Below are 12,113 nucleotides of genomic sequence, written 5' to 3' on the forward strand. Positions count from 1 at the left end.
GGCTCGCGGTTCCGGCGGGCGGTAGAAACGAGGCAACACTCGGAGAGGGGGCGTCGTGATCGACCGCACCGGGCTCGCGGAGTTCCTCCGCCGTCGCCGTGAGGCACTGCAACCCGAAGACGTCGGCCTGCCCCGCGGGCCCCGCCGCCGGACCGCGGGGCTGCGGCGCGAGGAGGTCGCGGCCCTGTGCCACATGTCCGCCGACTACTACTCGCGGCTCGAGCGGGAACGCGGTCCGCAGCCGTCCGAGCGGATGCTCGCGTCGATCGCGCAGGGGCTGCACCTGTCGATCGACGAACGCGACCACCTGTTCCGCCTCGCCGGCCACAACCCGCCGGCCAGGGGCGGCGGCGACCACATCAGCCCCGGCCTGCTCCGGGTGCTCGACCGGTTGGACGACACGCCGGCGGAGATCGTCACCGAGCTCGGGGAAACCCTGCGGCAGTCCCCGATGGGCGTCGCGCTCACCGGCGACACCACGCGGTACACCGGCCCCGCCCGCAGCTCGGGTTACCGGTGGTTCACCGACCCCGCCGCCCGGCGGCTCTACGCACCGGACGAGCACCCGTTCCTGACCCGCATGTACGCGGCGGGCCTGCGCGAGCTCGTCACGCTCCGCGGCCCGGGCTCGCGGGCGGCGTGGCTGGCCGAGCTGCTCCTGGGCTCGAGCGAGGAGTTCCGCCGCGTGTGGGACGACCACGAGATCGGGATCCGTCCGCACGAGGTCAAGCACTTCGTCCACCCCGAGGTCGGCGCGCTGGAACTGACGTGTCAACGGCTCGTCGACCCGGGGCAGGCCCACTCGCTGATGGTCTACACCGCCGTTCCCGGCAGTGAGAGCTACGAGAAGCTGCAGATGTTGTCGGTCATCGGCACGCAGACGCTTCCGTGACTCCCCGGCCGCGCGCTGTCGATCGCGGTGTCAGGCGAAGAACCCACGACGGGTCCTCAATCATTGTCCAGGCAGGTTGGTCAGCCGGGTGACCGGCGGCTTGCTGCCGGTTGAGCTGTCGGGGTCGATGATGGTTGTAGAAGTGCAGCAGCCGCGAGCCGCGACATTGAGCAGCGCACGATTCTTGAGGCGGTCTTGAGGAACGGCGGAGGGTGGCCGGAGGTCCGGGCCCGACCATGGGTTTCACCGCACCACACCGGATGGTGCCCACCGGACAAGGACCTCCATGGCCAACCACTCGCTCCCCGCTCGCCGCCGCTCCGCCTGGCGCCCCGTCGCCCTCGCCCTCGTTGGCGGGGCGGTGCTCGCCGCCATGGGTGCCGGCGTCTGGGCGACTCTCTCGGCCACCGCCTCCAACGCCACGCCCGAGACCGTCAGCAGCGGCACCCTCAAGCTCACCCTCGCGGCCAACGGTGCCGGGTTCGACCAGGCGATCGCCAACCTCGCGCCCGGGGACGTCGTCAACCGCTACGTCGACCTGACCAGCGGCGGCAGCCTCGACGCCCAGGCGCTGACCATGCAGGTCGCCGCCACCGGCTCGAGCGCGCTCATCACCGACGGCGCTTCGACCAAGGCCCTGCGGGTCACGGTCAAGCAGTGCGTCGGCGGCACCTGGAACAACACCACCGCCGCGTGCTCCGGCACCCCGGCGACCGTGCTCCCGGCGACCGCACTGAGCGGCCTGGGCAGCGCTCAGCAGCTGCTCTCGACCGTCGCCGCCGGGAGCGTGCAGCACCTGCAGGTCTCCGTGCAGCTGCCGGACCAGACCGAGACCACGGTCAACGGCACCCTGCCCACCGCGACGATCCAGGGCCTGACCGCGAACCTGACCTACACCTTCGCCGAGACCCAGCGCTCGGCCGTCACCACCAACTCCTGAGGTGCGCCGCCGGTTCTGGACCGCCGGGCTGACGGCGGCCGCCGCGCTGGCCGCCGCGCCCGCCACCGCCGCCGCGGCCGGTCTCGCCACCGCGTCCGACGCGGCCCGCGCGACCACCGTGACGTGGTCGGCGGTGCTGGCCGACAGCTCCGGCGCGATCCAGACCGGCAAACCCCTCACGGTCTCGTGGGGACTGCTCGACTCGACGCCGCGGTACGCGTCGGTGCGCAACAACGGCACCGTCGCGCTGACCGGGCAGACCTACACCGTCAGCGAGAGCGGCGCCGCCACGAGCGTCCGGCTCGACGCCTGTGTGGGCGGCACCTGGGCGGCCGACAGGTGTTCCGGGACGGTCGTCGCGCTGACCGACTCGACCGCGGGTGCCACCGCCGTCACCCGCTCGCTCGCGGCGGGTGAGCAGCTCAGCCTGCGGCTCGTCCAGAACGGGCTGCTCGGGCTCACCACCGCGACCGTTTCCGTTTCCGTCTCCCGGGCGCAGATCCGCGCCGCCACGACCTCGAACTCGTAGGAGCCAGCCATGGTCACCACCGCGCCCGTCCGCGGACGGCACCGCACGAGCCGCCCTCCGCGCCGGCTGCCCGGTGTGCTGCTCGGGGTGGTCGCCGCGCTCGCCGTAGCGGGCGCGGTCGCGGTGTTCGTGCTGCGGATCGGGTTCGCGCCCGTGCTGTCGCCGAGCATGGAACCCGGCTTCGCGCCGGGCGACCTGCTCGTCACCCGCCAGGTGGACACTCAATCGGCGGACGTCGGCGACGTCGTCGTGCTGCCCCGGCCGGACGCGCCGGGCGAGCGCTACGCCCACCGCGTCGTCGAAGTCGACCGCTCGCAGGCCGAGCCGCTTGTGCGGACGAAGGGCGACAACAACGCCGCCGCTGACCCGCAGCGCCTGCGCATCACCTCCTCGACGGTGCCCGTGGTCGCCGGGCACGTGCCGTGGATCGGGCGGGTGGCGCTGCTCGGCCAGTACGGCGGGGTGCGCGTCGCGGTGATCGTGTTCGCCGGGGTGTGCCTGCTCGTCGCCGCGAAGCGGGCGTTGTGGGACCGGCGGTGACGCTGCCGACCCGGCCGCGGCCGGTCACAATCGCGATCATGGCGAAGGTTCTGGTGGTGGAGGACACCGACAGCATCCGGGAGGTCGTCGAGCTGGCGCTGGACGACGCCTGCTTCGACGTGCGCACCGCGGCCGACGGCGAGCGCGCGCTGGCCGAGCTGCGGGCGTGGGACCCGGACGTGGTCGTGCTCGACCTGAACATCCCCGGCCCGGACGGCCTCGAGGTGTGCCGCCGGCTGCGCGGCTTCTCCCAGGCCTACGTCGTCATGCTGACCGCCAAGTCCGACGAGGTCGACAAGCTCGTCGGGCTGGCCAGCGGCGCCGACGACTACCTGACCAAGCCGTTCTCCCCGCGCGAGCTGGTCGCCAGGATCCAGGCGATGCTGCGCCGGCCGCGGTCCCTCGGCACCCCGGAACCGGCTCCTGGCCGCGTGGTCGGGCCGGTGCGCCTCGACGTCGAAGCCCGCGACGTGACGGTGGGCGGCCGGCACGTCGAGCTGACCCGGATCGAGTTCGACCTGCTCGACGCGCTCACCGAGAACGTCCGCGCGGTCAGCAGCCGCGACGCGCTGCGCCGCCGGGCGTGGGGTGAAAGCTGGCTGGCCGACGACCACGCCGTCGACGTGCACCTGTCCAACCTGCGCCGCAAGCTGGCCGCGGCGGGCGCACCGGGGTTCATCGCGACGGTGCGCGGCATCGGCTACCGGATCGACCGAGGAGTCCGATGATGCGCACAGTCCTGGTCGTGGACGACGACCCGGACGTGCGGGAGGTGCTGAGCCTGGCGCTGAGCGCGGTTTCGGACTGGCGGATCGAGACGGCGGCGGGTGGCCGGGAAGCGGTGCGCCGGTGCGGGAGCGGCGGGGTCGACGCGGTCGTGCTCGACGTGGAGATGCCGGGCTACGACGGCCGCCGCACCGCCCGCGAGCTCAGGGCGGCGAACGCGGCGCTGCCGGTGGTCTTCCTGACCGCGGCACCGGACACGACCGGCCTGCTGGACCTCGGGGTGCGTGCCGTGTTCGCGAAACCGTTCGACCCGCTGGGCATCGGGCCCGCACTGGCCCGGCTGCTGGACTGGGACGGCTGAGCCACAGCCCCTTTCGCCGGGGTCACCACCAGGTGCGTTCCACCTCCGGGCCCGCCGCGGGCAGCCGCACCGTGAACACCGCGCCACCGCCGTCGGCCGCCCCGGCCCGGACCGTGCCGCCGTGGGCCTGCACGATCCCGCGGGTGATCGCCAGGCCCAGGCCCGCTCCCCCGGTGGGCACACCCACCTGGGCGAACGGCTCGAAGATGCGTTCTTCCTCATCCGGCGGAACACCGGGCCCGCGGTCGCGGACCGACACCTCGACCCACGCGTCGTCGTGGCGGGCAGTGACCGTGACAGCCGTGCCCTCCGGCGCCACCGCCGCCGCGTTGGCGAGCAGGTTCGTGAACACCTGGACCAGCCGGTCGGCGTCGCCGCGGACCACCCCCGCGCCGCCCGCCCGCTCGATCCGCACACCCATCCGCTCGGCCGCGCCCTCGACGCTGTCCACCGCGTTCTCCAGTACTTCCGCGACGTCCACATCGGACAACTTGAGGCGCAGACCGCCACCCTGCAACCGGGTCAGGTCGAGCACGTCGTTCGACAACCGGATCAGCCGGTCGGTGTTCTTCGCCGCGATCGCCACCAGCCGGGCGGCGCGCTCGCCCAGCTCACCGAACCGCCCGGAAGCGACCAGCTCCAGTGACCCGTGGATGGACGTCAGCGGCGTCCGCAGCTCATGGCTGACCAGGGAAACGAGCTCTTCACGCACTTCGCGGGCGGTGCGCGCCTCCCGCTGGGCCTGCACGACGGCGACCTCCAGCTCCACCCAGTGCGCCAGATCGCGCAGCCGATCACGCTCGGCTGACGTCAGCCGTCGTGGCTTTCGGTCGATCACGCACAGCGTCCCGACCTTGTGCCCGGACGGCGTGCTCACCGGCTGTCCGGCGTAGAACCGGATGTACGGCGGCCCGGTCACCATGGGGTTGTCGGCGAAACGCGGATCGAGGTGGGCGTCCGGGATCTCCATCAGCTCGTCACGCTCGATGGCCCGCGAGCAGAACGACGCGCTGCGCGGGCTCTCCCGATCGTCGAGCCCGACGCAGGACTTGAACCACTGCCGGTCCAGCTCCACCAGCGAAACCAGCGCGATCGGCACGCCGAAGGTGTGCTGGGCCAGCCGGGTGATGCGGTCGAACCGCTCCTCGCTCGGGGTGTCCAGCAGGTCGAGAGCGCGAAGCGCGGCGATCCGAGCCAGCTCCGCGTCCCCGTCCACCAACCCAGTATCACCACCGCCGTGAGCAACGCCCCGCTACGCGACCGGATCGAGTGACCGCCATCGGCGCAACCCGGCGACACCGCGTTCTCGACTCATTCGAGTCACAGCTCGTCCTGCAGGATCGCGTCGACCTGGTGCTCGGCACGGCGCAGCGCGGCGGCCGCGGGTCCGGCCAGCGCGATCACCGCGGTGCCGACGATTCCGGCGGCAGCCGACTGCGACCACGCCATCAGCACGGCGCCGAGCACGGCCAGGAGCACGGGCGCCGCGAAAGGACGGGACCCTGCGCGAGCGGGCAAGGCGTGGTCGAGCGAAGACGAGCCCATCGGCAACCACCTTCGAGCGAGCACGGCTTGCCGTTCAAACCGCGCACCGGCACAGTCGCGGACGGTCTCCGTATCGTTACCGCCCTGGCTGGACCGGCGCAGCGAATGTGGATGTCAGGGACCGTGCCGGCCTTTGCCTTTTCCCTGGTCCTTGCCTTTGGCCTTGCCGTCGGCCGGGCCGCTGGGCGCGTCGATGGTGCGCACGGTGCCGGGAATGGCCACGTCCGGTGCTGACGCGTCCGCGAGTCGCGGTGCTTGCCGCACGCCGCTGCCGGGCGACCCGGCCATGACGGCCGAGGCGGGCGGCTCCGCCGGCGTCGACGTCGGGGACGCCGAACTGGTCGGGGCCGCCGATCCGGGTGCAAGCCGATCGCTGGGGTCGGAGACGCCGGCATCGGGCCGCAAGAGCAGCATGGCTATCACCCCGGCGAAGACGGTTGTGGCGAGGCCGCCGACGGCGACGAGCCTGCCCCGCCGCTGGACTGGCGCAGCCACCGTGACCGCTTCCGCGGCGGCCGGTAGCCGCAGCAGCCGAAGGACCTCCTCCATGGTGGGGCGCAGGTCGGGCTCGCGGGAGGTCATCCGCTCGAGGGTGCGGGCCAGCGGGGCGGGCACCCCCTCGGGAATGCGGGGCGTCCGGTTCAGCCGGGCCATGGCCGACTCCGCGAGCGTGCCGGGGTACTCCCGCTCGCCGGTCAGGCATTCCAGCAGAATCAGACCGAGGGCGTAGACGTCGGCGGCGGGGCCGGCGTGTTCGCCCATGACCTGCTCGGGTGCCAGATAGGCGGCGGTGCCGGTGACCAGACCGGTGCCGGTGACGTGGGTGGCTTCCAGCTCGTGCGCGATCCCGAAGTCGGTGATCAGTGGACCGCCGGCGCCGAGCAGGACGTTCGCGGGCTTGAGATCACGGTGCACCACGCGTTGAGCGTGGACGTGGGCCAACGCCTCACCCAGCTGTGTCGCCAGGTCCTGCACCTGCTCGATGGGCAGCGGCCCGGCCAGCAGCCGCTGGGCGAGATTTTCCCCGTCGACGAACTGCATCACCAGGTAAGGCCGGTCGCCGTAGGTGCCGCTGTCGAAAAGTGCCACCACGTGGGGGTGATCGATGCCGGCCTGGATGGTCTTCTCCCGGTACCGGCGCAGCTGCTCCACCGGTACCGCGCCCCGCTCGTAGAGCTTGATCGCGACGTCACGGCCCAATCGCCGGTCGAAGGCCTGGTAGACGCGCGCGGTGGCACCGCTGCCGACCAGACCGGCCACCTCGTAGCGTCCGGCGACCAGGTCCGGATCGTCCCTCCGCCACGGCGTGGCGCCGGGCACGTCCACTGTGAACCGGGGCGACGTCCGTTCACCGTCGACCGCCCGCTCACCGGGCATGGGCCACTCCGGATCTGGTGTGCGGGAGTCGAGCGCCGAAGCCGACGTCGCACCGTCGGGCGACGAGCAAAGGCGAAAGTGGCAGCCAGCGCATGAGGATCGACCTCCACAGACAAAGCACGAATACCGGCCGCGAACATCGCCGCGGCGGAGGACTACGGCTGCTGGGTTGAACCGCGCATTGAGGGATCATCCTACGCTCAACGCCTCGTCGCCCTCGGCCTTTGTACCGATCACGACAAATCGGTTTACCGGCGTCATTCGTGGGCATTGGTACCTGGACGAATGCGTCCGCCCTCGAATGCTCCTCGATGGACGCCTCCGACCTCGTCGCGAAGATCGTCTACTACGCCATCCTCCTGATCGCCCTGCAGATCGCCTTCGGCGTCTGGGGGCCCAACCCGGTCTCGGACCTGCTGACCGCCATCGTGGCCTGGCTGCCGCGAGCGATCGTCGCCATCGTCATCGTCGTGGTTGCCGCGGCGATCGCGGCCGCGGTGAAGAACCTGATCCGCGCTACGCTGTCCGGCCTGTCCTACGGCCGGGTTCTAGGCACGATCGCTTCGGTGTTCATCCTCGCCCTCGGGGTCATCGCCGCGCTGAACCAGGTCGGGATTGCCACCGCCGTCACCACCCCCGTCCTGATCACTGTCCTGGCCACCGCCGGCGGCATCGCCGTGGTCGGTGTCGGCGGCGGCCTGATCGGGCCGATGCGCTCGCGCTGGGAGAACTGGCTGAACAAGGCCGAGCACGAAATCCCGCGGATGCGCGAGCACGCCGAGGCCCACGGCGGGGTGTCCGGTCAGGCACGCCGGCCGGCCGAGCAGGCCCAAGGGGAGTTCGCCCGCGCCGCCACCCCCGCCGGCCCGGCCCAGGGCCAGACCGGCGCCACTCCACCGACCAGCCCGATCCCGGCCGCCGGCCCCGCGTCCGGCGCCGGCGGCCTCGACGGCGGGACGACGTACCTGCGGTCCGAAGGTCAGTTCCAGCAGGGCCCGCCGGAGCAGGACGGGCCTCAGTACCCCACCCGTTGACTCACGTTGACCTGAGGAGTTCGTGTGCAGCTGCCTCCCTGCGCACGAACTCCCCTTCCCCACACCTCGACCGTTTCACCGACGGCGACACCGGGCACGTTCTTCCCGAGTCATGCAATTGTCCGTGGGGAACTAACGGAGACGGTGACGACAAACGAGCCGTTGAAACTCGGTGAGGCACTGACCGAGCTGCACACACGAATCCTGCGACTGCCGCACGAGATCGACAATCATCTGCACCGCCGCGCGGACCACCTCAGCGACTGACCAGCCGCGCCAAGGCTGCTCGGTCACCGTTCGATCACAGCCCCGTGCGCCGCCCGCCTGGCCTTGACCACGAGCACGGAAGCACCACTGCCCATGGCCACGCCGCAGCGCCGGGTCACCCTGCGGACGCAGTACCGCAGCGTGCCCCTCTTCGCCTCGAACACCTCGACTGATTACCGGTCAACCAGACGCTCTGGGTCAACCGCCATCGACTACGCCGGGATACTGCTGACCCACCTGGAAATCGCCGCTCTGCACGACGCCATGCGCTGGACACGCAGCACCCGCGACGACGAGACCAGCGACGACATGGCGCGATGCACAGCATTTCAGACGGCGCCGGCCGCGCAAGCGAGACGACGCAGGCACTGGGTCGTTCCGAGAACACCGATGAGACGGCGGCTGAAGATCGGCTGGTGACGTCGTGGAACGAGCCGGCGAATCCGGCCACCGAAAACGAGCAGTTGAAAGAGGCGCTGGCCACGCAGCCCGTTATCGAACAGGCCAAAGGCATGAACCTGCCGGCCCGAGCCTGCGACTCCAGCGAGGCGTTCGCCACGCTGCAGCAGGTATCGCAGCACAACAACGTCAAATTGCACGACGTCGCAGCCGTCGTCGTCGCCGCGGGATGCCCCGCCGAACAGATCAACTACGTGGATGAGCAGTTGGTCAGCGGGGTCCGCGGTTCGTCGAGCCGGCCCGCCCTCCACTTAGGACGCAGACATGGCTCGTTTACGACCGCGCTGGGTAGTGTTCAGCGCGGACAACGGGGTGCGGGAAGGACGCGGATGGACGACAAGCTGCTGCCGGAACGGGACGTCGCACGGAGAGTCGACGATGTCACCACCGCTCTGGAACAGCTGACCGGCGCCCTGGAGCAGGACGAAGAGCTGACCGTGGTCCTGCAGCGGGTGTGCCACCAAGTCGTGCACGCGGTACCGGACACCATCATGGCCAGCATCACCCTCCTGCGCGACGACACCCCCTACACCGCGACCTCCACCGGCGACGACGCCCGCCGCATCGACCAGGCCCAGTACGACGCCGGGAACGGTCCGTGCCTGGAAGCCGCCCGCACCGGCCAGGTCCAGCGGGTCAAGGTGCACGAGGCGGTCAAGCAATGGCCCGAGTTCACCGCGGCCGCCGACGAGGCCGTGATAAGCAGCTACCTGTCCGCACCCCTGTTCATCGACCGCCAGTACCAGGGCTCACTCAACCTCTACGGCACCGGAGACGAAGGCTTCGGCAGCCTCGACGCGGCCCTGCTGGAGCTCTACACCACCGCTGCCGAAGCCTCGCTGCGCAGCGCCCGCCGCTACCAGTCCGCCCAAGCCACCGTCAGCCAGCTGCACACCGCGCTGAGCACCCGCGCCGTGATCGACCAGGCCAAGGGCATCTTGATGGCCCTGCACCGGATCTCCGCCGACGACGCCTTCGACCTGCTGGTCACCCAGTCCCAGCAACGGAACCTCAAACTGCGCGACGTCGCCGAACGGTTCGTCACCGACATCGTCAACACCCCGAGCTGACCGCATACACCAGCCGGGCGGAAACCCACGGGAACACCCTGCGGCGCACCGAAACCAGTCATGGTTCGCGTGAAGCAGAAGTCAGATACCTGGACGAACTTTCGAGGGAAATCGGGTAGATGAGCACGACCACCGAGTCACACGACCGCAACCCTCAGTCCGGGCCGGCCGAGCCGACCCCGACCGCCGAGGCGATCACGCTGGTGGCCACCGAAGGCCATCTCGACGCCCACAGCGCCCAGCAGCTCATCGCGTCGGCGGCGAGCGCGCCACCTGGCGCCGCGATCGTCGCCGACCTTTCCGGCGTCACACAGCTCAGCCTCGAAGCCGCAGCCGCTCTGTTGACCTTGACACGCCGTTGCCAGGCAGAAGGCCGCACCCTACGGATCACTGCCTCGGCCCCCGCCCGCCGCAAACTCGCCCTGCTAGGCCTCGAGTCCGTCCTCCCCCTGCATTCACCATCGTGCGCAGCTTGTGATGTCGGATCCCCGTCGTCCAACCGACCTCACCACCCGAACGCGTGACGGCCTCGAATAGAGGCGATTGGCTCTGGCCTCGTCGGTAACCAGAGAGCAGACTGTCGGCAAGTCATCAGGCAGAGGGCCTTCGGTCCGGGTTCCGGTGACCCAGGTCCGCGGCCCGGTTCAAACCAGAGCCCACCGCGGATCGCAACCAGCCGTCGTTCCCGATGGCTTTGGTGCGCTCCACACAGGTCGCCCCCGCAAGCACAAGTCCATCTCGGCGGCGCGACGCGTACCCCTGGCGGATCCGTCAGCCCACCCGACTCCGTCCTGAGCACGCGGTGGCGCCGGGGGACTGATCTTGAGCGCGCGCCGGAAATTTTCTCGCAACGACCGGAGCGGCGTGTTCACCCCGCCGGTACCGGCGTGAGCAGCGTCGGTCTTCAGGTGATCGCATCGGTGATCGCGGCAGTGAGCCACCGCGCGTAGGCCTCGAGCGTCCAGTTCCGGTGCAGGACCAGCCGTTCGTAGTGGTCGATCGCCAGGTAGTTCCACAGGACGTCCCGCAGCCGATCCACGTCGGGTTCGCCACGGATGCCGGGTGGGCCGGCCAGGTGCCGTGCCAGCCCGGCCATGCCGGCCAAGCCCTCCTCGGTGAGCTCGGCCCAGACCGGTTCGAGGGATGCATCGACGTGCCGGCCGTCGCGGATGAGGAGCTGCACCTTCGCCGAACGAGCTTGCCGCTGAGCGAGACCTTCGGCGAAAAGGCGGATCTTCGTGTGCAGGTCGGGCTCGGCGAGCACGGCGGCGGCTTCGGGCCGCTCCGCCACGGCTACCGGCTCGTCGTCCCCGGCGACCACGACGTCGAACACCGCTTTGGCGAGCGCGGCCTTGCTGCCGAAGATCTTGTAGATGCCCTCGACGGAGATGCCTGCGCGGCCGGCGATCGCGGCGAGGGTCGTCGCACGGAAACCGTCGCGCTCGAACAGGTCGCGCGCTGCCAGCACCACCGCGAGCCGGCGAGCGCGGGCTTGCTCTCGCCGGCGCGACCCGTCGTAGCGCCTCTTGACTTCCGCCATCCTCGCATCAACACTTTCAGTTTAATCGGGTTGCACTGAATTTGGGGTTGACCATGACCGAGACACGATTCTCCCCCACCCAGGACGGCGTCGCGGTGCGCAGCATCCACGCCATGGCCACCGGTGAGCGAGCCGAGTTCGACGAGTTCTACACGCCGGATGCGATCGACCGCGAGAACGTCGTCCAGCCACCATCCTCACGCGTACCGGGCCCGGCCGGCTTCTGGTCGACCGCACAGTGGCTGCGCACCGCCTTCGCCGACTTGCGCTACGAAATCCACCACGTCATCGCCGACGGCGACCTCGTAGCGGTCAACTCGACGATGAGCGGCACCCATCTCTTGCCGATCGCCTTCTACACCCCTGACGGCAGGCTCGACGCCGTCTTCCCGCCGACCGGCCGCCCGTTCGCCATGGCCCAGTCGCACTGGTTCCGCGTCCGCGACAACCGCATCGCCGAACACTGGGCCACCCGCGACGACCTCGGCACCGCCAAGCAACTCGGCTGGATCCCGCCGACCCCGGCCTACCTCGTCAAGATGGCGCGCGCCAAACGGCAAGCCGCCCGGCGCGACACCGGTACCGGCCGCAGCTCCCCCACCGCTGTCGGCTCGCCGTGACCAGAGCCGTCCTTCTCCGCAGGCGGCTGCCGCCATCTTCGGAGTACTCGGCCTCACCGTCGACAGAATCGCTGCAGCCGCCAAGTCGGTGTACACCCGAAGTCCGCTCGAACGGTGACCTAGGTGTATTGCCCTGTGAGGTTGGGGACGCGGCTGGCGGGTGGGTGGCCTGCGAGTGCGGTGTGTCCGCGGTGGTGATTGTAGGTGTGTAGC

At 70.6% G+C, this 12,113-nt stretch carries 13 protein-coding genes and 1 pseudogene; 10 read left to right on the forward strand and 4 right to left on the reverse strand.

Translation table 11 applies throughout. From position 1 onward, the window contains the following. The first annotated feature begins 55 nt into the window (after nt 1-55). From ACWEVP_RS40865 to ACWEVP_RS40890, 6 genes are all read left to right on the forward strand, one after another. Nucleotides 56-892: a helix-turn-helix transcriptional regulator gene (locus ACWEVP_RS40865; protein WP_452067952.1), complete on the forward strand. Its 837-nt coding sequence runs from the start codon at nt 56-58 to the stop codon at nt 890-892. A gap of 286 nt (nt 893-1,178) precedes the next feature. Next, nucleotides 1,179-1,832, forward strand: a complete 654-nt coding sequence (locus ACWEVP_RS40870) for a TasA family protein (protein WP_452067953.1) — start codon at nt 1,179-1,181, stop codon at nt 1,830-1,832. A gap of 1 nt (nt 1,833) precedes the next feature. Beyond that, a complete protein-coding gene (locus tag ACWEVP_RS40875; RefSeq protein ID WP_452067954.1) occupies nt 1,834-2,361 on the forward strand; it encodes a hypothetical protein in 528 nt (175 codons plus the stop codon). Between the two features lie 9 nt (nt 2,362-2,370). Beyond that, entirely contained in the window at nt 2,371-2,901 is a 531-nt protein-coding gene (locus ACWEVP_RS40880; RefSeq protein ID WP_452067955.1) for a signal peptidase I, read from the forward strand. A gap of 38 nt (nt 2,902-2,939) precedes the next feature. Continuing rightward, nucleotides 2,940-3,629, forward strand: coding sequence for a response regulator transcription factor (locus tag ACWEVP_RS40885; RefSeq protein WP_452067956.1), 690 nt, complete (start codon nt 2,940-2,942; stop codon nt 3,627-3,629). After that, on the forward strand, nt 3,629-3,988 hold the full coding sequence (locus ACWEVP_RS40890; protein ID WP_452067957.1) for a response regulator: 360 nt from the start codon (nt 3,629-3,631) through the stop codon (nt 3,986-3,988). The genes ACWEVP_RS40885 and ACWEVP_RS40890 overlap by 1 nt, the downstream gene beginning before the upstream one ends. Nucleotides 3,989-4,010: 22 nt before the next feature. Here the strand turns inward: ACWEVP_RS40890 and ACWEVP_RS40895 are convergent, their stop codons facing one another. From ACWEVP_RS40895 to ACWEVP_RS40905, 3 genes are all read right to left on the reverse strand, one after another. Further along, complete coding sequence (locus tag ACWEVP_RS40895; protein WP_452067958.1) at nt 4,011-5,204, reverse strand: GAF domain-containing sensor histidine kinase; 1,194 nt, start codon at nt 5,202-5,204, stop codon at nt 4,011-4,013. A 104-nt stretch (nt 5,205-5,308) separates the two neighbouring features. Continuing rightward, complete coding sequence (locus ACWEVP_RS40900; protein ID WP_452067959.1) at nt 5,309-5,533, reverse strand: hypothetical protein; 225 nt, start codon at nt 5,531-5,533, stop codon at nt 5,309-5,311. Nucleotides 5,534-5,647: 114 nt separating this feature from the next. Continuing rightward, nucleotides 5,648-6,910 (reverse strand): serine/threonine-protein kinase, encoded by a 1,263-nt coding sequence (locus ACWEVP_RS40905; protein WP_452067960.1) that lies wholly within the window; start codon nt 6,908-6,910, stop codon nt 5,648-5,650. Between the two features lie 305 nt (nt 6,911-7,215). Here ACWEVP_RS40905 and ACWEVP_RS40910 point away from each other — a divergent pair. The 3 genes and pseudogenes from ACWEVP_RS40910 to ACWEVP_RS40920 form a co-directional block, all read left to right on the forward strand. Next, a pseudogene (locus tag ACWEVP_RS40910) lies at nt 7,216-7,944 on the forward strand (mechanosensitive ion channel family protein); the annotation flags it as partial. Between the two features lie 584 nt (nt 7,945-8,528). Next, on the forward strand, nt 8,529-9,740 hold the full coding sequence (locus tag ACWEVP_RS40915) for an ANTAR domain-containing protein (RefSeq protein ID WP_452067961.1): 1,212 nt from the start codon (nt 8,529-8,531) through the stop codon (nt 9,738-9,740). 119 nt (nt 9,741-9,859) lie between these two features. Continuing rightward, on the forward strand, nt 9,860-10,264 hold the full coding sequence (locus ACWEVP_RS40920) for an STAS domain-containing protein (protein ID WP_452067962.1): 405 nt from the start codon (nt 9,860-9,862) through the stop codon (nt 10,262-10,264). Between the two features lie 380 nt (nt 10,265-10,644). On the opposite strand, the gene ACWEVP_RS40925 is transcribed toward ACWEVP_RS40920, so the two are convergent. Beyond that, entirely contained in the window at nt 10,645-11,280 is a 636-nt protein-coding gene (locus ACWEVP_RS40925; RefSeq protein WP_452067963.1) for a TetR/AcrR family transcriptional regulator, read from the reverse strand. A gap of 53 nt (nt 11,281-11,333) precedes the next feature. On the opposite strand from ACWEVP_RS40925, the gene ACWEVP_RS40930 reads away from it, so the two are divergent. Continuing rightward, a complete protein-coding gene (locus ACWEVP_RS40930) occupies nt 11,334-11,900 on the forward strand; it encodes an ester cyclase (RefSeq protein ID WP_452067964.1) in 567 nt (188 codons plus the stop codon). Nucleotides 11,901-12,113: the final 213 nt, after the last annotated feature.

The organism is Amycolatopsis sp. NPDC003865 (assembly GCF_053605345.1).